The organism is Ruegeria sp. CF3 (assembly GCF_056537365.1).
Genome location: NZ_JBQFRK010000001.1, coordinates 278330 through 298586, shown reverse-complemented (window position 1 = coordinate 298586; position 20257 = coordinate 278330). Strand labels below are relative to the sequence as shown.

The 20257-nt window shown below is 56.5% G+C and carries 20 protein-coding genes; 9 read left to right on the top strand and 11 right to left on the bottom strand.

Annotated features, from left to right (window positions below; all coding sequences use genetic code 11):
• The first annotated feature begins 28 nt into the window (after window positions 1–28).
• The 4 genes from metA (at window position 29) to ACR0KC_RS01465 (ending at window position 3505) form a co-directional block, all read left to right on the top strand.
• Window positions 29–946, top strand: a complete 918-nt coding sequence (gene metA / locus ACR0KC_RS01480; protein ID WP_170393257.1) for a homoserine O-acetyltransferase MetA — start codon at window positions 29–31, stop codon at window positions 944–946.
• Entirely contained in the window at window positions 936–1889 is a 954-nt protein-coding gene (locus tag ACR0KC_RS01475) for an alpha/beta fold hydrolase (protein WP_480771394.1), read from the top strand. The genes metA and ACR0KC_RS01475 overlap by 11 nt, the downstream gene beginning before the upstream one ends.
• A gap of 48 nt (window positions 1890–1937) precedes the next feature.
• Entirely contained in the window at window positions 1938–2807 is an 870-nt protein-coding gene (gene ppk2 / locus ACR0KC_RS01470) for a polyphosphate kinase 2 (protein ID WP_170393259.1), read from the top strand.
• A gap of 83 nt (window positions 2808–2890) precedes the next feature.
• On the top strand, window positions 2891–3505 hold the full coding sequence (locus ACR0KC_RS01465; RefSeq protein WP_170393260.1) for a TetR/AcrR family transcriptional regulator: 615 nt from the start codon (window positions 2891–2893) through the stop codon (window positions 3503–3505).
• Between the two features lie 11 nt (window positions 3506–3516).
• Here the strand turns inward: ACR0KC_RS01465 and ACR0KC_RS01460 are convergent, their stop codons facing one another.
• Window positions 3517–4734 (bottom strand): tetratricopeptide repeat protein, encoded by a 1218-nt coding sequence (locus tag ACR0KC_RS01460; RefSeq protein WP_480771393.1) that lies wholly within the window; start codon window positions 4732–4734, stop codon window positions 3517–3519.
• Between the two features lie 239 nt (window positions 4735–4973).
• Here ACR0KC_RS01460 and ACR0KC_RS01455 point away from each other — a divergent pair, with 239 nt between their 5' ends.
• The 5 genes from ACR0KC_RS01455 to ACR0KC_RS01435 all read left to right on the top strand — a co-directional run bounded on the left by ACR0KC_RS01455 (window position 4974) and on the right by ACR0KC_RS01435 (window position 10781).
• Window positions 4974–5252 carry a hypothetical protein gene (locus tag ACR0KC_RS01455; protein WP_480704658.1) on the top strand — a complete coding sequence of 93 codons (279 nt, stop codon included), beginning with the start codon at window positions 4974–4976 and terminating at the stop codon, window positions 5250–5252.
• A complete protein-coding gene (locus ACR0KC_RS01450) occupies window positions 5249–6889 on the top strand; it encodes a sulfatase-like hydrolase/transferase (protein WP_480704656.1) in 1641 nt (546 codons plus the stop codon). Before ACR0KC_RS01455 ends, ACR0KC_RS01450 begins: the two co-directional genes overlap by 4 nt.
• Window positions 6890–6988: 99 nt before the next feature.
• Window positions 6989–8656: a sulfatase-like hydrolase/transferase gene (locus ACR0KC_RS01445; RefSeq protein ID WP_480704655.1), complete on the top strand. Its 1668-nt coding sequence runs from the start codon at window positions 6989–6991 to the stop codon at window positions 8654–8656.
• A 45-nt stretch (window positions 8657–8701) separates the two neighbouring features.
• Complete coding sequence (locus tag ACR0KC_RS01440) at window positions 8702–9946, top strand: DUF3179 domain-containing (seleno)protein (protein ID WP_480704653.1); 1245 nt, start codon at window positions 8702–8704, stop codon at window positions 9944–9946.
• An 82-nt stretch (window positions 9947–10028) separates the two neighbouring features.
• Window positions 10029–10781, top strand: coding sequence for an outer membrane protein (locus ACR0KC_RS01435; protein WP_255612112.1), 753 nt, complete (start codon window positions 10029–10031; stop codon window positions 10779–10781).
• Between the two features lie 7 nt (window positions 10782–10788).
• On the opposite strand, the gene ACR0KC_RS01430 is transcribed toward ACR0KC_RS01435, so the two are convergent.
• The 10 genes from ACR0KC_RS01430 to ACR0KC_RS01385 all read right to left on the bottom strand — a co-directional run bounded on the left by ACR0KC_RS01430 (window position 10789) and on the right by ACR0KC_RS01385 (window position 20239).
• Window positions 10789–11496 (bottom strand): ABC transporter ATP-binding protein, encoded by a 708-nt coding sequence (locus ACR0KC_RS01430; protein ID WP_170393266.1) that lies wholly within the window; start codon window positions 11494–11496, stop codon window positions 10789–10791.
• A complete protein-coding gene (locus tag ACR0KC_RS01425) occupies window positions 11496–12227 on the bottom strand; it encodes an ABC transporter ATP-binding protein (protein WP_170393267.1) in 732 nt (243 codons plus the stop codon). The genes ACR0KC_RS01430 and ACR0KC_RS01425 overlap by 1 nt, the downstream gene beginning before the upstream one ends.
• Entirely contained in the window at window positions 12224–13171 is a 948-nt protein-coding gene (locus ACR0KC_RS01420; protein ID WP_170393268.1) for a branched-chain amino acid ABC transporter permease, read from the bottom strand. The genes ACR0KC_RS01425 and ACR0KC_RS01420 overlap by 4 nt, the downstream gene beginning before the upstream one ends.
• Before the next feature lie 2 nt (window positions 13172–13173).
• Complete coding sequence (locus ACR0KC_RS01415) at window positions 13174–14025, bottom strand: branched-chain amino acid ABC transporter permease (RefSeq protein ID WP_170510277.1); 852 nt, start codon at window positions 14023–14025, stop codon at window positions 13174–13176.
• Window positions 14026–14090: 65 nt separating this feature from the next.
• Entirely contained in the window at window positions 14091–15371 is a 1281-nt protein-coding gene (locus tag ACR0KC_RS01410) for an ABC transporter substrate-binding protein (RefSeq protein ID WP_170393270.1), read from the bottom strand.
• A 96-nt stretch (window positions 15372–15467) separates the two neighbouring features.
• Entirely contained in the window at window positions 15468–15878 is a 411-nt protein-coding gene (locus tag ACR0KC_RS01405; RefSeq protein ID WP_480561597.1) for a Rid family hydrolase, read from the bottom strand.
• Window positions 15875–17056: a malate dehydrogenase gene (locus tag ACR0KC_RS01400; protein WP_170662355.1), complete on the bottom strand. Its 1182-nt coding sequence runs from the start codon at window positions 17054–17056 to the stop codon at window positions 15875–15877. Before ACR0KC_RS01400 ends, ACR0KC_RS01405 begins: the two co-directional genes overlap by 4 nt.
• On the bottom strand, window positions 17056–17679 hold the full coding sequence (locus tag ACR0KC_RS01395) for a BMC domain-containing protein (protein ID WP_170563025.1): 624 nt from the start codon (window positions 17677–17679) through the stop codon (window positions 17056–17058). Before ACR0KC_RS01395 ends, ACR0KC_RS01400 begins: the two co-directional genes overlap by 1 nt.
• Window positions 17676–19055, bottom strand: a complete 1380-nt coding sequence (locus ACR0KC_RS01390) for an aldehyde dehydrogenase family protein (RefSeq protein WP_170662353.1) — start codon at window positions 19053–19055, stop codon at window positions 17676–17678. Before ACR0KC_RS01390 ends, ACR0KC_RS01395 begins: the two co-directional genes overlap by 4 nt.
• The gene (locus tag ACR0KC_RS01385) at window positions 19055–20239 is read right to left on the bottom strand and encodes a hypothetical protein (protein ID WP_480762381.1); all 1185 of its coding nucleotides are present in this window, start codon (window positions 20237–20239) and stop codon (window positions 19055–19057) included. Before ACR0KC_RS01385 ends, ACR0KC_RS01390 begins: the two co-directional genes overlap by 1 nt.
• Window positions 20240–20257: the final 18 nt, after the last annotated feature.

Genomic DNA, 20257 nt, shown 5'->3' with positions numbered 1-20257 from the left:
TCCTTCGCAGTTTCAACAGCGTGACCAAATGCCGATCAAAATCCCCTCCGACCTGCCCGCCTTTGAAGTCCTGACAAATGAGGGCGTCATGGTCATGGCTGATGATCAGGCCGCAAGGCAGGATATTCGCCCCCTTCGGATCGGGCTTTTGAACCTGATGCCAAAGAAGATACAGACCGAAAACCAGTTCGCACGCCTGATCGGAGCGACCCCGCTGCAGATTGAGCTCTCGCTGATCCGCATGACGGAACACCAGACCAAGAATACCGCCGCCGAGCATATGGCCGAGTTCTACCATCCTTTTCAGGAGGTGAAGGACCAGAAGTTCGACGGCCTGATCATAACCGGTGCACCAATCGAACATCTGGATTTCGCTGACGTCACCTATTGGGATGAAATCCGCGAAGTGTTTGAGTGGACCCAGACCAATGTGCATTCCACATTTGGCGTATGCTGGGGTGGTATGGCGATGATCAACCATTTCCACGACGTTGAAAAACACATGCTGGATGCGAAGGCCTTTGGCTGCTTCCGGCACCGGAACCTAGCACCCGCGTCTCCATTTTTGCGTGGTTTTTCTGATGATTGCGTGATACCCGTCAGCCGCTGGACCGAGATGCGGCAATACGAGATCGATGCGGTTCCTGATCTGATCACTTTGCTTGGCAGTGATGATGTCGGCCCCTGCCTGATCGAAGATCCCGTGCATCGGGCGCTCTATATCTTCAATCACTTTGAGTATGACAGCGATACGCTTAAACAGGAATATGACCGGGACATCGCAAATAACACGCCGATTAATGTGCCTATCAACTACTATCCCGACGATGATCCAAGCCAGAACCCTCAGAACAGGTGGCGCAGTCACGCGCATCTGCTTTATGGTAACTGGATCAATGAAATTTACCAGACAACCCCGTTTGATATGAGTAAAATTGGCCAGTAAGCTTTTGATATCACTCAGCGTTGCGCTTGTGGGTCTCGCTCTTGTGACCGCATGGCGCAGCGGGCAGCGTGAAAGCAGCGCCGAGGCTTCGTTTCCGCCAGAAGGCCAGATCGTCGAAGTCGATGGTGTTGCAGTTCATGCCGTCGTGATGGGAGAAGGGCCAGATGTGGTGTTGATCCACGGATCCAGCGGAAACACGCGCGACATGACTTTTGCGCTGGCCCCAATTCTGGCCGAGACCTATCGCGTCATCGTCTTTGACCGCCCGGGTCTTGGATACTCAGATAGCTTTAACTCCGACGGAGAAACCATTGTCGAACAAGCGGAAATCCTACAACGGGCCGCATCGAAACTAGGCGCAGAAAAACCGATCGTCGCCGGGCAAAGCTATGGCGGTTCGGTTTCGCTTGCCTGGGCTGTCACCCGGCCCGACAACATCGCAGCTTTGGTCCTGATCGCTCCGGCGGCGATCCCGTGGGAAACACCTCTCGACGCGTTCAACACTATTGGTGCGACGACAGCGGGCAACGCCCTTGCTTTGCCTTTGGTCAGCGCATTTGTTCCTGACTGGTTTGTTACGAAGGCGTTGGACCAGGTGTTTGCACCGCAAAAAGCCCCCGAAGGATATGCCGAGCATTTCGGGCCGGGCTTGACCATGCGCCAGTCTTCGATGCACGCAAATGCCAAACAGCGTGCAAATCTGCTGGATGAAATCACCGAGCTTCAACCCCGCTATGGCGAGATCTCCGTGCCAACCGAAATTGTCCACGGTACGGCGGATACGACTGTCGGGCTGGGCTGGCATTCCGAGCGCCTGATCGAACAGATTCCCGGCGCTGAGCTGATCGAATTGGACGGCATAGGACACATGCCGCAGGTTGTGGCCGCCCCAGAAGTTGCCGCCGCAATCGACCGCGCAGCCGAGCGCGCGGGTTTGCGTTAAGTCCATCCGTAATTCATAGTAAGATATGGATTTTATGGCGAGGCGTGCATGACCCAATCAGACCCGGACACTATCGAGAACTATTTTCACAACCACGCCCCAAAACCCATACGCTCGGCTATTGAAGAGGCCAAGAAGGGTGAAATTCTGAACCCGACCTACCCCTACTCCAAAAAGCTTAAAGGCAAGGAATACGATCAGCAGATGGAAGGTCTGCAGATTGAGCTGGTCAAGATGCAGCGATGGGTCAAGGAGAATGACCAGCGCATCGCTATCCTGTTCGAGGGCCGTGACGCCGCTGGCAAAGGCGGAACCATCAAACGGTTCCGCGAGAATTTGAACCCGAGGGGCGCGCGGAACGTGGCGCTCAGCAAACCCTCGGACGCAGAACGCAGCCAATGGTATTTCCAACGCTATATCTCTCATCTCCCATCGGCCGGTGAAATCGTGTTTTTTGATCGCAGTTGGTATAATCGGGGCGTTGTCGAAAATGTCTTTGGCTTCTGCACGACGGAAGAGCGTGAACGGTTTTTCAGGCAGGTCCTGCCCTTGGAAACCGGTTTTAGCAATGATGGCATACATATCTTCAAGTTCTGGCTGAATGTCGGGCGTGCCGAACAATTGAACCGTTTTCTTGCCCGCGAAACCGACCCTCTGAAGCAGTGGAAACTCAGCCCGATCGACATCGCAGGCCTACACAAATGGGATGAATACAGCCAGTCGATTACCGAAACCCTTACACGAAGCCATTCCGAAAACTGCCCTTGGACGATCATTCGATCAGATGACAAGAAACGCGCCCGGCTGGCAGCCATTCGCACCGTGCTAAGCCAACTCGACTACGAAGGCAAAAACCTGGAAGTGGTGGGCATGCCGGATGAAAAGATCAGTGGTGGTCCGGAAATCTGGGATGCATAAGCTAATTGCAACACTCTGCTCAGCCTATGCTGGATTAGGCCCTAGCCGCTGCATATATATAATAAAACGCGCCTGAGGCCGGGATGACGAAACGCGGATATCACCACGGAAACCTAAAGCAAGCCTTGATGGAGGCCGCCTTATCCCTGATCGAACAGAAGGGACCGACCGGTTTTACATTGTCAGAGGCCGCAAAGACCGCTGGGGTCACTCCTGCCGCCGTTTATCGCCATTTCGAAGGGCGTGAGGACCTGATCGCCGAGGCTGCGCGGCAGGGGTTTGAGATGTTCGCCGACCTGATGCAATTTGCCTATGACAAAGGGCAACCCTCGGCACTTGCGGCGTTTGAGGCCACGGGCCGCGCCTATCTGGCCTTTGCCCGCAAGCACCCCGGCTATTATATTGCGATGTTCGAAAGCGGGATTTCAATCAATCGTACACCGGAACTGGCGCTGGCCGCGAACCGGGCCAAAAACGTGCTTGAAAAGGCCGCCAGCGATCTGTCGCAGCATATTCCGCCGGAGAAGCGTCCGCCCGCTTCGATGTTCAGCGCCCATATCTGGGCCATGAGCCATGGTGTTGTCGAACTTTTCGCACGCAATACCGGCGCAAGTTCCCCCTTCCCGCCTGAAGACCTTCTGGAGAGCGGAATTGGAATCTATCTGCGCGGTTTGGGTCTGGTCGCACAGGACGAATAAGACCGTGCCAGTCAATCACTTTCGCGGGCGGTCCCGCCGTCGATCAACGGGACTCCCGCTGCCCTCACGCCTGCAATAAGCGCATCAACCGGTTGCGACTCTTTGAATACGCGGCGTTTCAGGGCCTCCAGCGGAAAACCAGGCCAAGTTTTCTGGTAAACATTGGCGAGACGCCGTGCCTCGACTTGTTCGCCTTTGTTCCAATGCGCGGCCATCAGATAGGCCGCTGATATCGGCCCAAATGGTCCTCCGCGCTCGATCGTGTCCTCGTAAGTTCGGATCGCCGCTGCATAGTCTCCGGTATGAAAATGCACAGACCCTACTACATTGCCAAAGACAAGCCCGCCGCTGCGTTCCGCAAGCTCTTCATACCATTCAGATTGCGCCAGAATCCGCTCGAAATTCAGAGTATAGAGTGAAATAAGCGCATCGAACTCAGCAACATGCGGATCGGTCGGGGCCAGATCAACGGCTCTGCGAGACAGGGCCGATGCCCGATCGTAATTGCCCAGTGCAAATTCCAGCCAGGCCCGCGCCGAAAGCGCCCAAGCCTCATCAGGTGCGATATCCATCGCATGGGCGCTTTTTTCATCGGCAGACTTCAAATACTTTTCTGCATCCGGTTCAAAGAACAACAAAATGGCCAGCATGGTCTCGACCTGTGCCGCTCCGGCATAGCCACAGAAAAAGAGTGGATCTCGTTCAATCGCCGTCTCAAAAATCAGCAAAGCCGGTTGCAGACGCGATAGGTCAACGACGGGGAACATCACATCGCGGCCAGCACTGCAAAGGTTTATCGCTTCTACCCGCGCGGGAGATACGTCATAAATCGCGCTTTGCCCTCGGCCCACAGCGCCGCGTGGCTCATTTTTTGAATAATAGCCTGATACCCAGATGCCTAAGCCAATCAAAGCCAGAAAGAACGCGATGACCAACGCGCTTCGCCGAATGCCCTGTGGGTTTTGGGCTTGCGAACTCCCCAGCGTAAATTCGGGTGCATAGCTACCGACAGGCAGTGAAATCACCACGGGATCAGTTGCGCCATCACCTCCGTAGTAAGCTTTTAGCTTTCGCCTGACACGACCTGCATCAACGCGCACAACCCCTTCCCGCTTGGTCAAGTCGTCGGCGCTGTAACCATAAACATCCATGGCAATGGTCTTGGCGCGGATCTCATCCGTGCGGCCCGCAAGCGCTTCGGTCACGACATAGCTAAGAAAGGCCCGCATTCGGGCAGATCCTTTGAAGCCACCTGAGTTCAATACCCGCTCAAGAGCACTTCGCACTTCCTCATCCGAGAAAGAAAGCGCTGTGTCACGTTGTTTGTTATCCGCCTGGGCAGTCAAGAACTATCCTTTCATGACAATGGCTTGACCCCATGGTGCTACGGTAGCATGCGGCTTAATACGTTCAAGTCATATTCTAGGGAATGCATGCTTTATGAGCAATTTCCACGAAGGCAACGCGGATGGACGAAGAAGACTTCTTTGACGCACAATTCCCGGGAACCTCCGTTCTGCTGCGAAACATGCGCGCCCAAGACAGTGAGTTCGACCGGATTTGCCTCGATTATCAGGAGATGATGACCGAACTGGCTCAGTCTCCTCTTTCCGACACGGGCGTTCGCCCTCGGTACCTCGCGGATCTGGCGGAAACCGTTACTGATTTGCGAAGCTCTATCGAAGCAAAGCTATCAGACCTTCCAGATACTCCCGGGCATATGGATAAAACGAAAGGCTTGAAATGACCCTGAAACACATTTTGTCCGCGCTAATCCTCACTGCAGGTTCGGCATATGCCCAACAGAACCCGATTATTCACGATGGTGAGTTCGAATTTCTGCGTGCCCAGTTCGGCGCGGTCTGGGATGCCCAGGACATTGAGATTGACGCGAAACTGGCCGAAATCCGCGACGCAAACGGGGGCAAACCACCCAATATCCTGTACATCCTGATCGACGACATCAGCTTTGGTCAGATGGGTGATCGCAAGATGAACTACGTAATGGGCATCGAAACGCCCAGCATCAACCAGTTCGCCACCGAAGGTTTGTCGCTGATGCGAATGTACACGGAACCCTCGTGCACGCCGACCCGCACGGCAATGCTGACGGGGCGACATCCGGTGCGTGCCGGTGTGACAGAAGTCAAAGTGGCTCTGGTAGGCGAAGGCCTTCCAGCCAGCGAGGTGACCCTGCCCGAGATCCTAAAAGAGGTTGGCTACAACACCGTGCATGTCGGCAAGTGGCACCAAGGTGATATCGAACAGGCCTACCCCCACAACCAAGGTTTCGATTGGGCCGCCTTCCCCCTGCATCAACAAGTTCAACTGAGCCTCATGACCCCCGAGGCGATGCGCGCGAATAACATGCTTGGATACGTGCCCGAGGGGCAGAACAATCAGTTTCTGCTGGATGAGCGTTTCAAACCCTACGGGCTGGTGACCGGTGTCGAGGCAGAAGCAGGCGGCACCGCTCGAGAGGTGGATATGTCACCGGGCGAGGTCTGGACCCAAGCCAAGTATGAAGCCATGAACGAGAGGTATCAGCGTCAGGCTCTTGAGCAATTGGAGCGTGCCGCAGCCGAGGAAGAACCGTTTTTCCTGCAATATTGGCCGCTCTACCCGTTGAATTTCGTTTATGCCGAGAACGCGATCTCTCGCAACGGCGGGTTTCATGCCGACAAACTGCAACTACTGGATGGCTGGATCGGTGACCTGCTGGTCAAGCTCGAAGAAACCGGAGAAGCCGACAACACGATTGTGGTTTTGATGGCCGACAATGGACTGATGTACCACTACGAAGGAACTTCGGGGCTCAATCAACTGATCTATCGTGGCGGTAAGACCCAACATCTGGAAGGTGGCGTACGCACGGATGCATTCATTCGCTGGCCCGGAGTAATCGAGGCTGACAGCGCCGCCGGAGATATCTTTCATGTGTCTGATATCTATACCACAATGGCTCGGATCGCAGGCGCGACTGATCATATCCCGCGCGACCGCATCATCGATGGTGTCGATCAGACCGCCCTGCTGCTGAACGGTGAAGGCAACGGTCGCCGCGATTATGTATATGTCTATGAAGGCCCGGTTTTGCGCTCGGTGGTCAAGCAGGAATTCAAGATGCACCTGCCCGCGCCCGGCCAACCCGGAGCGGCGGCCCCGACCTTCAACATCTATCGTGATCCACGCGAACTGCACCCTTTGGTCGGTTACTCGCTTTGGGCCGGAGCGTCGTTTCAGGACATGATCAAACGCCATCAGAAGATGATCGCGAAACATCCACATTCCGAAATCGGGCGCGGCATCCCCTACGAGGGCATCGACAACCTGCGCCCGGAATCTGAACTGGCTCGCGATGTGTTCACCAGCTGGCAGCAGTGAAGGCTACAGAAATTCCTGTTTAAATATGATAATGTTTTAATATGAAATCAGCGGCAGGAGTGTTTGCGTTCCGCCCAGTACACGATCGGGGGATATCGAATGAAGATTTCAGGGGTATTGGTTTTATTCGTCGGCCTTGCCGCGCGCAGCACGTTCGCGCAAGAAAACCCAATCCAACACGATGCCGAATTCTATATCTTGCAAGCACAGCGCGCAGAGCAATGGGCTCAGGATGATATGGCTGTGGATGAAGCCCTGGCTGCATTTCGCGAAGGCAACAACGGCAAGCCACCGAACATCATCAGCGTTCTGATCGATGATCTGGGATTCGGCGACATGGGGATACCCGAGTTGAACGCCGTTCGGGGTTATTCGACGCCGAATATCAACGATTTCTCCGACGACGCGATGCGCATGGTTCGGATGTATACCGAACCCTCTTGCACCCCTACTCGCGTCGCCCAAATGACGGGGCGGCTGCCTGTACGCATGGGAATGGGTGATACCACCGTTGATATTGCCGGCTTTGGCCTGCCGGGGGAGGAAGTGACGTTGGCCGAAGTGCTGAAACAGGTTGGTTACGCAACCAGCCATGTTGGCAAGTGGCACATGGGGGATATCGCGGAAAGTTGGGCGATGAACCAAGGCTTTGACTATGCGCAGCACGCCATTCACCAGCAGGGTCAGCTGACGATCTTTAATGATGATGCAATCAAAGAGCAGGTCTCGGTCGCGATCAGAGATTATGATGACAAATACACGTTGGACGGTTGGTTCAGGCCGGACGCCTCAGCGATGATGACCGTCATCGAAGGCGAAACAGGCGGTCCTATTCGCGAAATTCGGATGGAGTCAGGTGAGCGCTGGAATGCGGCCAAATACGATGAGATGAACCAGGCCTTTCAGGACAAAACCTTGTCAGAGCTTGAACGTCTTGCCAGCGACGATACCCCCTTTTTCCTGCAGTATTGGCCGATGATCCCTCTGGATAATACCCGCGCCGGACGTTCTGGTCCCGAAAGCGCGAATGGCGGTCTCTATGTCGACAAGATGCAACTTTTGGATCAATGGCTGGGTGATTTGTTCGCCAGCATGGCAGAGTTGGGGGTCAGCGAGAATAGCATCGTCATCGTTATGGGGGACAACGGCCACTTTACCAAATACGCCCCGCAATCGGGCTATACTCCGATGATATATGCTGGTGGCAAAGGGGATACGACCGAGGGCGGCGTTCGGGTCGATGCCTTTATTCGCTGGCCGGGGATGATTCAGGCAGATGGTTTGCTGAACAGCATCATTCACGTGTCGGACCTATATACAACGCTTTCACGTTTTGCGGGGGCCGAGCAATACATCCCGCGAGATCGTCTGGTGGATGGCGTCGATCAATCCGCAGCGCTATTGTTTGCGGACGAAGCCAAAGCGCGCAGAGATCACGTGATCATCTATTCGGTGAACAAACCCGAGGCGATCGTGAAGGACCAGCTTAAGCTCAAACTGCCGGGAGCCGGGGAAAGCGCCATTCTGGCAAAGTTCTTTGATCTCTACCGGGACACGCGCGAGGAATATTCAGTCTCGACCGAGGTTGGCGCCTGGGGCGGGCAGGAATTCGCACGCATCCTTGGCCGACACATGGCCCGCAAAGAGAAATTCCCCGACACGCCACCCGCGTATGGCGTGCCCTATGAAGGGATCGAGAACCTGCGCCCCGAAACCCAACAAGCGGTCGAGGCTTTCCTGATCAAAAGCCAATCCCCGCAGCAATAGCACGGTGTCGCCGTCGTCATTCACTCAAGTTTCTAGGATCATCACATGCTTGGATTACTCCTATTCGCACTGGGTTTAATCGGATCACTTGGGATCGGGTTCGTCTACTTCCGTGATTTGGGCGACGTGTCCCAGATGCTGTTGAAGGTAAAGCGCGAGAATATGGTGCGTTTCATCCGCAATGAATACCGCTTGATTGCCATCGGGTTGGGCGCATTTGCTCTCGCAACGCTCGCGCATTTCGCCCTGGGAGCCGGGCCGTTCTGGCTGTGGCTCATTGCCGCTTTACTTGCTCTACTTCTCTATGGCTTTCCCTATGTCTGGGTTCATCTAGGTCTGAGAAATCAGCTAAATGACGCGCAGTATTTTCCCATCGACGAGGCCCGCAAATATGTCGGGCCGACTGCCCCCGTGATGGTGATTGAGAATGACGGCCATGCCCGAGCCCATCCTGATGCACAAATCATGCGCCCACATTTGGCGGGCGACGACAAAGGGCTGGGCGGAGAAGACGTCGTGATGACCTATTGCGCCATGGCCAATCTCGGTCAGGGCTATGCGCCAAGCATCGAAGGCAAACGGCTGAACCTTGAGGTTCTCGCCCAGCATGGCAACAACCTGATCCTGCGGGACAACGATACTGGCGAGCCCATCCAGCACATATACGGTTTTCGCGAAGCGGATCGTGACACAAATGCACACGGTCTCGCGTGCCCTCTGCGGCCCGAAGCGCAGATGACACCCTGGCCAACCTATCGGATGACTTTCCGTGGATTTCAAAAGGCTTTCCCGGAAGGCGAGGTGTTTTTGAACAAACCCTCCCCAAACCCCTTGCTGCGGCTGCTGGACATGATGACCGAGATCACGTTCGGCTGGGGCATTGGCCGCCAGCATCAGGAAGAGGCTCCGGTGATGGACAACATGGACCGTTCGGACAATCGGCTGCCGAATAAAACCTATGTCTGGGGGATCACAATCGGACAGGATGCCACCTGCTGGACCGACGATTTCGTTGTCGACAACGATTGGATCGTCAACGCGCGTGTCGGCGGGCGGGATATCGTCGTCAGCCTCGATCCAAAATTTGAAAGCTTGGGTGTTTGGTACAATGACAGCGGTCAGCCAGTGACCCAATGTGACTTTTGGGGAATGTCTGATCAGGGCCAACTGCAACGGGTCGAAACCCTGCGCGCAGGCGTGTTCTGGCATGTCTGGTCCGAGTTTTTTCCCAGCACCGATATCAATCGTGTCGGTGACGGCGCAGGCAAATCCGAAGACGTGGCAGCATGAAAGAACGAACAATGCGCTTGGCTAGATTGGCATGAGGCGACAACGGAATTTCAATTCAAGGTTCTTGGCGGGAGACGGAAAAATGGATGTGACAGTAAAGTGGACAGGATTGGCGCTTGGCCTCGCAATGGCAGGTTCGATGGCACCAATGGCCTTGGCCCAACAGTCGGACTGGTCATATGAGGCCTCAATCTATCTTTTCATGCCGGAAACTGAGACCTCACTCAGCACACCGATGGGTACACTGGATGGCACCCTGAGTTTTTCCGATGCGTTGGACAATCTCGATTTTGCTTTCATGGCCGCGTTTGCCGCCACAAATGGCCGGTGGTCCCTGTTGGCCGACTATAACTATACCAATCTGTCTTTCAGCAGCGACACTCCCGGCCCTGCCAGCTCAGGCTTGGACACATCCTTTACCACGCAATTTCTCAGCGGCTATGTCGGCTATAGGGTCTACGAGGATCAAACCGCGAATGTGGATATTGTCGGTGGATTCAGGTGGTTCAGCACGGAAACCGACTTTGAATTGCAACCAGGCGCGGCCCCCGGCCGTCGAACAACGGTTGATTCAAGCTGGACCGATCCCGTGATCGGGGCCCGCGCACGCGTCAAGTTCTCGGACAAATGGTCAGGAACTGGGTTTGTAGACTATGGCGGCTTCCGCAGTGGCAGCGAGACATGGCAGGTTCTGCTGACAGCCGACTATGCGATTAATGATCGTTGGCTGATCCGCGGTGGATACCGCTATATCTCATTCGACCACGACATCGACGGAAACGATTTCAAGTTCGACCAATCCGGTCCACTGATTGGCGCGACTTACCGCTTTTGAGCGGCTATTAGTGACCGCCAAAGTAAGCCTCGAGCAATCGCTTATCATTCCGCAACTCATCTGCGGTGCCTGATGTCTGCATGCGTCCTGACTCGAGCACGTAAATCCGGCTCGCAAGCGAAAGCGCGAAATTGGCGTTTTGCTCGGTGATTACAACTGTCAGCCCGTATTCCTTGTTGAGCTTGCGCACCACCTCGGCGATTTCGTGACAGATTTTTGGGGCCAGACCAATCGTCGGTTCGTCGACGAGCAACAGCTCGGGGCTGGTCATCAGCGCGCGTCCGAACGAGACCATCTGACGTTCCCCGCCCGACTGGGTCGAGGTCTCCTGCCCTTCCCTCTCTTCGAGACGCGGGAACAGGCTGTGTACCATTGCCAGATTGCTCTGGATGTCTTCGCGGGCCGTGAAGGCACCGACCATTAGGTTGTCACGCACTGACATATAGGGAAACAGGTTGAAGCGTTCGGGCGCATAACCCACGCCATGTCGTACAATTTCGGAAGGCGTCCGACCGGCAAGGCTGTGCCCCCTGAGCCGGATATCGCCCTCGATTTTGACTAGCCCCATGATGCTGTCCAGCAAGGTCGATTTTCCAGCCCCATTTGGACCCACCACAGCGACAATCTCACCGGGTTGGACGGTGATCGAGATGTCGGTCAGCGCTTGCGCCTTGCCATAGAATGCCGACAGGTTTTCGATTTCCAGATAAGACATTACGCGCCCCCCAGATACGAGGCCTGAACAGCCTTGTCGTTCATGACTTCGCTGAACGAGCCCTCGGCAATCATCGTGCCCCGTTCAATGGCGATCGCACGGTCGACCAATGGCTCAAGCGCAGGCAAGTCATGGCTGACGATCAGAAAAGTCATCCCATCTTTGCGCATCGACTGAATGAGATCAGAGATTTGGGCGATCTCTCCTGTGGTGAGACCCGCAAACACTTCATCCAGCAGCATCACCTTGGGCGCGGTTGCCATTGTGCGCGCCATCTCAAGTTTACGCAGATCACCCATGGCCAGTTCTGTTGGCGCTCGTTTCAAATCCGCTTCTGTAAACCCGACGCTGAGCGCAAGCTCTCGCTCACGTTCTTTATCTGGGGGTGAGACGATCATCTGCCAGATATTGTCGGGCATTAGGCCAACCCGGATATTTTCGGCAACGCTCATATCACCAAACGGGCGTGGGATCTGATAGGTTCGGCTGACCCCGGCCCGAATGCGTTGCGGGGTCGACAGCGTCGAGATTTCCTGTCCGAACAGTTCGATCGTTCCGCCGTTTTGCCGCAACTCACCCATGATCTGGCTGAACACGGTCGTCTTGCCTGCCCCGTTGGGACCGATCAATCCAAGCGACTCGCCCTCTTTGAGAGAAAACGAAAGATCATTCGTCGCGACTAATCCGCCGAAACGTTTTACCAGACCTGAAACCTGTAACGCCACGCTCATGTCGTCCGCCCCTTGCCCAGGCCTTTGAAACCACGCCGAACCAGCTCAACAATGCCTTTCGGCTGATACATATAGAGGAGCAGCGCTATGGCTCCGTAGACGAAATACCGTTCGGCGCCAGGAAGGACCGGTCGCAGATACTCCAACAGGAATGTCATGAAGAACGCGCCGATCATGGGGCCAATGATGGTCGAGGTTCCCCCCAGAAGTGCCGCAACGATGATTGTGAACAGGAAGTTAATATCAAACAACGCACGCGGCGCGAGCGATCCCAGATAGTGAACGTAGAAGGCACCACCCAAGCCCGCGATCATCGCACTTGTCAGAAAGGCAAAAGCTTTGAGGCGCGTGGTGCTGAGGCCCGAACCGCGCACACTTTCCTCGTTCATTCCGATGGCAGACAAGGCCGTACCTAGTCGCGTCTTCATCAAAAGCCACATGCTGACGGCGATTGCCAACATCAGCGTCGTGGACAGGTAATACCCGTTCGCCGCGCCGCGCGTCAGAGTTTGAATACCCGACATGCCGCGCGTTCCGCCAGTCAGATCCGGGCGAATGACCTGAACCAGTTGGTAGAGCAACTCCATGAACGCCAGCGTGACGAGCGCAAAATAACTTCCACGTATACGCAGCGCTGGAAGCAGCACCAATAGGCCTGCGATCATGGTAACAAGTACGGCGATCGGGATCGAGATTTCGACAGCGACGTCAAAGCGCTTGGTCAGGATTGCCGTGGTGTAGGCCCCGATACCGATCAGGAACGGATGACCAAAGCTCACATAGCCTGTTCGGCCAGACAACACGTCCCAGCTGATAGCGAAGATCGCCAGGTAGTTGGCAAAGATCATCGTGCGCATCGTCCCGTTCGAGACGAATTGCGGAAGCAGGAACATTCCGACGATCAAGCCACCCCAGAGTGCAAAGTGAAACCAGCGTAGCCCCATCGTCACAGCTCCTCTCGGCCGAACAGGCCCTGCGGTCGCGTGACCAGCACCCCGATGATCAACAGCATCGTGAAAACACCGCGCAACTCAGGTGCAAGCGTCGCCACAACGATGACTTCGAGGAAGCCCACAATATGCGCCACCACCAAAGTGCCCAGGATCGATCCGATCCCGCCAACGATAACCACAGCCACCGAAATGATTAGCGGAGCCACCCACATGGATGGCGATAGCTGAGTGTAGCTGGCAAAGAAGACGCCTCCGATTGCGCCCAATGCGCCAGAGATACCCCAGGTGATCAGATTGATGCGATCCGGATCGATCCCGGAAATTGCAGCGCCTTTAGCATCCATCGACACCGCCTGCATCGCCCGTCCGGTATGTGTGAGCCGCACAAAGGCATAGAGCCCTAGCAGAATTGCCCAGCTAATAAGGGTTGCAATCAGGATGTTATACGTGACCGAGGCCCCGGCCACATTGATCACCCCGGGAACAATCGGCAAAAGGATTTTGCTGCTGTCGCCAAAGACCAAAACGATCCCGGCCTGAATGACGACCGCAAGGATCAGCGTCGAAATCTCGACGGCCACGTGATCCCCTTTGAGCGTTTTGACAATCAAACGGTACTTCAGAACTCCCATCAGCACACCCAGCGCAGCGGCCACGGCAACCCCCATAAGCTTAGGCATACCAAGTGACTGCGATATCCAGAAGTAAATGTAGCCGCCGACCATCAGATAGGCGCCATAGGCGAGATTCAGAACGCGGCCTATGCTGAAGATCAGCGTGAACCCCATAGCGATGAGCGCGTAGAGACCGCTGAGCAAAAGCCCCTGAATCAGTATCTGCAACATGTGTGGATCCTTGGCTGCGAGTGCGCGTCGCCGCGCACCCGTTTCAAGCTATGGTTGGGGCAGGTTTATGGCTTTACCCAGCTGGGCAGCGTGAACTCGCCCGTCGCGTATTTCTCGGGGTACACAACTGCGGCAGTGCCGTCTTCGTACCACTGGACCACGACCATTGACGGGGCCGCATCATCAAACGGCTCGGAAAGATCAAAGCGAATGTTGTGGGGATAGGTGCGGCCTGTCACAGGCTCGACCTCATCATCGCCCCAGAAGGCATAGCGCAGCCAAAGCTGACCATCCATCTCAAGAACCAGATCCTGCTTCTTCATGGCATCGGCCCAGCCTTCGACATTGTCGAAGCCACCCGCCTCTTCCGCGGCAGCCATGGCCTGCTTCAGCCCGTGATAGGCGTTGAACCCATTGAAATGCGGCAGCAGTGGGCGGCTGTCATACTTGGCCTGATAGGTGTCGACAAAGGTCTGGCTTGCCGGGTCAAGTTTGAACCCTACAGACGGGATCGGTGACAGGGTCGAGATGCCGCCCCCGGCTCCGCCAGTGTCTTCCCAATATTCCATACCCAATGCAGCTACGTTCACGCCTGTCATCGCCATGGGCACCTGCAGTTTCACATATTGCGACGAGACCACCTGAGAATTTACGGATGAGACCTGGTAGATGAAATCCGCCCCTGTATCCTGCGCGCGGCTGAAGATCGGCGCGAAATCAACGGTGGCAACATCATAGGTGATGATGTCCTTGACCTCGATCCCCGCAACCGGCGCAAGCGCCTCGGTCACCAATCCGGTGATCGCTTCGCCAAATGCCGTATCCTCAGCCAGAATGACAACGGAATCCCAACCCATCTTTTCCTTCAGAACATCCGCACCGAAATTGATATAAAGCGTGGCAAGCGCCTCGTCTGAGGCGATGTTCATGAAATATGGTGCCATGCTTTCGGGATCTTCGACCACCATGTCGATGATGCCGATATATGACGTCCACGTGTCCAGCGTCGGAATCCGGTATTCCTGCATTCGCGGCAGCCAGCCCAGCGAAACATCATCGATAGAGCCTGAGATGATGAAATCTACTTCCTCGGTTTCCGCCAGATATTCATAGGCCCGCACACCTTCAGTCGGGTCCTGACCGGTATCGGCAGACACCAGCGTGATCTGTTCCCCCATAACGCCGCCATTCGCATTAAGCTCTTCAATCGCGATCTCTGCACCACGCAGCGTCGACAGACCGGTGTCTGAGGAAAGAGATCCAATAAAGCCCACCTTGATTTCAGCTGCGGCCGCCGAGGCCACAAGCGCGATACATGTTCCGCTGAGTAGCGCTGTCTTGATCATCACATTAGCTCCCTGTGTCTTATTGTGCCCTTCTTGTATTCTGTATACAGTACACAAGACGATAGTTCGATCAAATCCTTTCTTGATGACTCATGTTCAGATTCCGCTGATTTCGCCGTTTTCGTCGTGAATTACCGCATCCACATCGATTTCCACCGTCAAACCGGGTTGCGTCAGCCCGGCTTGAACGGCTGTCAGAACAGGATCGATATCTTTGAATACCTCTCCGTGAACGCTCGCGAATTCACCCGCGCGCGACAGATCGGTCAGATAGGCGCGAACCCGGCCTACATGGCGCATCTCGGCACCGACGGCCTTAAGCGCCTCTTCTATACGGGACAGAATGTATTTTGTCTGGGCGCCCACATCTCCTGGCGCATGAATACGCCCGCTGGGTTCGATCGCTGTGGTCCCTGCGACCCAAACGAAGGGACCGATGCGCTTTGCGCGGGAATAAGACGCAACTTCTTCGAACCGCCCGCCTGACTTCCAGATGCGGAGGGTCACAGGCCTAACCTCGATCGGATGGCATCCGCCGCTTTCTGCAAGGCTGCTTGTTCTTGATCGGTCAGCCGCAACTCCTCGACTTCGACCAACCCGGAAGACCCCAGATGGGCAGGAACACCAAGCACAACCCCATCGATGCCATATTCCCCCTGCAACATGACCGAGACCGGAACCGGGCCGGTGCGTGCGCCCCGGATATGGTCGATCAACTCGATCGACGCGTGCGCCGGTGCTATGGTTGCGGAACCGGATTTCTTCAGGGCAACTACCTGCCCACCGCCGGTCACGGCGTCCTGAACGCAAGCCTCAATCTGATCAGGCGATAAAAACACATCCAATGCCCTGCCCTTAATTTTGGCCCGGCTTGGGATTGGCGCCATCTCGTCCCCGTGGCTTCCGAGCGTGAAGGCCTCGACATCAGCGGGCGCTACTCCCGCAGCCATAGCAAGGGCGTTGCGAAACCGGCTGCTGTCCAGAGTACCGGCCATGCCCAGCACTCTTTCACGAGGGAACCCGGTTGCGCGCAGCATTTCTACGGTCATTTCGTCAAGCGGATTGGTCACCACGATGACGATGGAATCAGGCGCAGCGGAGCGTATGGCCTCAGCGGCCTGGCGGATCACGCGCGCATTCACGTCGATCAGATCCGCGCGGCTCATACCCGGACGCCGGGCACGGCCTGCGGTTACCACGACCACCTCAGCCCCTGACACAAGGTCCAGCGACTCGCCACCAACACATCGTGCCCGTGCGCCGGTAATGCCTGACGTGTGGTTCAGATCCAACGCCGTAGCAGCGGCCATTCCGGGCGCAATATCGATCAGCGCGATCTCATCCGCGATATCCTGCATCGCCGCCAGATGCGCCACATTGCCCCCGACGCCCCCTGCCCCGATCATGGCAAGTTTGCCAAGCCTTCGGGCCTTGTGTTTCGCACGCACCGGAGCAACCCATTTTGGCGAGCGGCGATACAACACCCGCTGCATTGAAATAGCAGCGTCTGTACGCGTTGGTTGTGGCTTTTCCAGCGGTCCGTCGACAAGCTTTATGCCAACACGCTCGGCAGTTTCGCGTGCCAAGGCCGTCACGATATCGTCGGGCAGGACTTCAAACACGATCCGACCGCGACGGCGGGCATCTTCAACCGCCTCTGAACCTATAACGCGCGGCGCTGCCATCAGTTGGCTCGCCCGTCCACCGCCTCTATCGCGCGGGTTGCGGCCTCGACGGCGGTCTTGACCGAGTTTTCAGACCCCGAGATGAACAGGCGGCCAAATCGCCCCACGGCGCGCACTTCGACAATATCGATCTCTGCTGCCTTCTCCGCTTCATTCGCGGCAATCGAGATATAAGCAGCCGGGGCACATTCGACGATGCCCAACGTCTGCCCTGGAACGATCAGAGCCCCCTTGCGCCATTTGTTCAGCAGTTGCGCCTGATAGGGTTCGACGCTGGTGATAATCTGCGTGGAACTGATCGCCGGTTTCAACCGGTCAGACATTGTTGCGCCGAGCTCGGCCAGCATCGCATCGCGCGCGGCGGACACCTCCGCATTCGACGGAGACCGCAAGATAAAAAACCCGAACTCGCGCTCGACCATCTGTGTTGTCGCCTCAACCGAAGATGCCTTGAGCGCCCGGTCGATCAGCGAGAATACTCCGTTACCCGGCGCAAACTCTCCGATCAAAACCGTATCCCCGGACAAGGGCACCGACCCTTGCACCGTCGCACCGTTATAGGCGGCGAATTTTGGTTGCAGGTTGTCGATCTGCATCAGCGCCCGGATGGTAATCTCGCTCATGCGCCATACTCCTCGTAAATGTCGCGCCAGGGTCTGCTTTCATAGGCTACCCGTTTGATGTTGATGAGATGCAGGGCCGTCACATTGTCCGAAGTGATCGAACCGGACCACGTGCCGGTGCCCAGCATGAAGGATGGTTCCAGATCAGTCGAATATCCCATACCGCCCATGATGCCCGGTGTATTCACCAGTACCCGACCCGTCGGCACGGTGGCAAAACGGGCCACGATCTCAGGGTCGTCCGAATGGATGACCGAGGAATGACCCCACCCTTCGAACTTGGCGATGGATTGCGCCAGCTCGATCCCATGGTCTGTGGATTTCGCCGCGTAGAACGCTAGAACGGGGTTCAGCTTTTCTGCAGACAGCGGGCGCTGCCAACCTACTTCTGTCTCTTCCGAAACAAGGCACCGGGTGCGTGGTGGGATGGAAAAACCGGCAGAATCCGCCAGCGCCTGCGGGCTTTGCCCCACCTTCTCAGGGTCCATGGCCTGCACGCCTTTGAAGATCACCCCGGCAAGACGATCCGCTTCGGCCGGTGTGCAGAAATAGGCACCTTTCAATTTAAGCTCGTGGCGCAAATCACGTGCGATCTCAGGATCAGCGACGACGGCCTGCTCACTGACGCAGGCGGTCCCGTAGTCAAAGCTCTTCGACGTCACGATCATCTCGGCGACTTCCGCCAGATCGCGTGCTTTCGACTTGTGTACGTAACACGGCACGTTGCCCGCACCGACCGCGAGCGTGGGTTTGCCGCTGGAATACGCCGCTTTGACCATGGCAGGACCACCGGTTGCCATCACAACCGAGGTACGGCGATGTTTCATCAACTCGGCTGTGCCCTGAATTGTCACGGAATCCAGACATTGGATTAGACCCGTGGGCGCACCCATTTGTTCAGCCACGCGCGCCATAATTCGCACCGTTTCGATGCCACAACTCACACCACGCGGATGCGGCGCACACACGATCGCATTGCCTGCCTTCACCGCAGAAAGCACTTTGTAGATGATGGTTGAAGTGGGGTTCGTCACCGGGATCAGAGCTGCCACAACGCCCATCGGTTCACCGAAGGCTGCGATCTTTGTCGCATCATCGCGCCAAAGCAATCCCAGCGTTGTCACATCTCTTAGATAATCCGCGACTGAAAGCGCGTTGAACAGGTTCTTGACGCGCTTGTCCGGCACATTCCCATATCCGGTTTCCTCGACGGCCATTTGCCCCAGCCGTTCGGCCTCGGGCTCGATGGCGCGCGCCATGGCGTCGACTATTGCGTCTACCTGCGCCGGGTCGGTGCCCAGAAAGGCGCGATAAGCCTCGAAAGCGCTATCTGCGGCACGCCGTGCGGCGGCGATTGATTTCAGATCTGCATCCATCAAGAAGCTCCGGTGACGATGGTGTCAAAGATACGGCGCGCTTGATCAACGTCGCCCGCTGAAACCCCTATTGCTTCGAGGCGCCGTCCGGCGGCAGCCACATCCGCCCCCAAAATTCGGTCGGACATCGCGATCAGGCTGTTCGTCAGCGGGCTCGGGATACCCGCAAGCTCACCCGCTGAGACCAAAGGTACAAGCGAGCCCAACACGCCATCCCGCATCATACCGCGCGACGTTTGTTGATCCGGGATCGGACGCGCGCCCGAGCCACGTTCGGCGCCGGCAAAAGTGGATATCCACCGCCCTGTCTCCGGCAGATTACGAACTCCAAACGCAGCAGCAATGCGTCGCCGTTCGTCTGCAAGACCCTGAATGACATCTGTCTGGTCCGGACCAATCAGAGACGCAAACGTCTGGTTATCCTCAAGCGGAACACCACCCATTGGAATGCCAGGACCACCTGTCCCCATTGCGGCACCGCCGAGGATCAGCGCAGGTATCTCGACTGCGGCCGACAGATCGTTGAAGCCGCACGACAAAACCGAGTCGACCACCTGAACGTTGGACAAATAGGCGGACACGGCGTCCAGAACCTCTTCCCGACCGCGCGGCAAGGTTGCCGCAGCCATCGGTGCCGCCTGCGAAAGCGTCAAAGCTGCGCCCTCGGAACGGAACCAGTATGGCAGACCCTGAACCTCAACCAGCGTGACGTCCGCCGCGCAGCCTCCGATCCGCAACAACCAGGCTGTTTCCACAGCCCCGAGAGATCGTCCCGGCGCAAGGACCAAGATTTGCCCGTCGCTGAGGTGATCGGCCAGCACCATCGCATACGTGCGCTGTTTGTGAAGCGGTCCGGTCAGGAATATCACCTGTGCATCGCGCACCGCTGCATCCAGCTCAGCGGTTGTGCGCACCGACGGCCCATCCCGATCGACTTGATAGGTCCCGACCGGACCTTCACCGCGAAGCGAGATGCCTGAGGACTGGGCCAACAGCGACAGTTCGGCCCCATAGGCCGAAAACAAGGTGACTTCAGCCCCTTCGGCAAGACAAAGAGCGGCCAACAGGCGCGCATCAGCCCCGCCGCCCAACACCGATATTCGGTCGAGCTTGGGATGTTCAGGTGCACCCCGGGTTGAGCCACGTGTCGCTGCACGTGTGAATTCCTCGAAACCGGCTGACATAGCGTCTCCTCAAGACAG

Bases quoted from the DNA above. Each gene is read 5' to 3' on its own strand.
- metA (WP_170393257.1), top strand. From the start codon at position 29: ATGCCGATCAAAATCCCCTCCGACCTGCCCGCCTTTGAAGTCCTGACA.
- ppk2 (WP_170393259.1), top strand. From the start codon at position 1,938: ATGACCCAATCAGACCCGGACACTATCGAGAACTATTTTCACAACCAC.
- ACR0KC_RS01465 (WP_170393260.1), top strand. From the start codon at position 2,891: ATGACGAAACGCGGATATCACCACGGAAACCTAAAGCAAGCCTTGATG.
- ACR0KC_RS01460 (WP_480771393.1), bottom strand. From the start codon at position 4,734: ATGCGGGCCTTTCTTAGCTATGTCGTGACCGAAGCGCTTGCGGGCCGC.
- ACR0KC_RS01455 (WP_480704658.1), top strand. From the start codon at position 4,974: ATGGACGAAGAAGACTTCTTTGACGCACAATTCCCGGGAACCTCCGTT.
- ACR0KC_RS01450 (WP_480704656.1), top strand. From the start codon at position 5,249: ATGACCCTGAAACACATTTTGTCCGCGCTAATCCTCACTGCAGGTTCG.
- ACR0KC_RS01445 (WP_480704655.1), top strand. From the start codon at position 6,989: ATGAAGATTTCAGGGGTATTGGTTTTATTCGTCGGCCTTGCCGCGCGC.
- ACR0KC_RS01440 (WP_480704653.1), top strand. From the start codon at position 8,702: ATGCTTGGATTACTCCTATTCGCACTGGGTTTAATCGGATCACTTGGG.
- ACR0KC_RS01435 (WP_255612112.1), top strand. From the start codon at position 10,029: ATGGATGTGACAGTAAAGTGGACAGGATTGGCGCTTGGCCTCGCAATG.
- ACR0KC_RS01430 (WP_170393266.1), bottom strand. From the start codon at position 11,496: ATGTCTTATCTGGAAATCGAAAACCTGTCGGCATTCTATGGCAAGGCG.
- ACR0KC_RS01425 (WP_170393267.1), bottom strand. From the start codon at position 12,227: ATGAGCGTGGCGTTACAGGTTTCAGGTCTGGTAAAACGTTTCGGCGGA.
- ACR0KC_RS01420 (WP_170393268.1), bottom strand. From the start codon at position 13,171: ATGGGGCTACGCTGGTTTCACTTTGCACTCTGGGGTGGCTTGATCGTC.
- ACR0KC_RS01415 (WP_170510277.1), bottom strand. From the start codon at position 14,025: ATGTTGCAGATACTGATTCAGGGGCTTTTGCTCAGCGGTCTCTACGCG.
- ACR0KC_RS01410 (WP_170393270.1), bottom strand. From the start codon at position 15,371: ATGATCAAGACAGCGCTACTCAGCGGAACATGTATCGCGCTTGTGGCC.
- ACR0KC_RS01400 (WP_170662355.1), bottom strand. From the start codon at position 17,056: ATGGCAGCGCCGCGCGTTATAGGTTCAGAGGCGGTTGAAGATGCCCGC.
- ACR0KC_RS01395 (WP_170563025.1), bottom strand. From the start codon at position 17,679: ATGAGCGAGATTACCATCCGGGCGCTGATGCAGATCGACAACCTGCAA.
- ACR0KC_RS01390 (WP_170662353.1), bottom strand. From the start codon at position 19,055: ATGGATGCAGATCTGAAATCAATCGCCGCCGCACGGCGTGCCGCAGAT.
- ACR0KC_RS01385 (WP_480762381.1), bottom strand. From the start codon at position 20,239: ATGTCAGCCGGTTTCGAGGAATTCACACGTGCAGCGACACGTGGCTCA.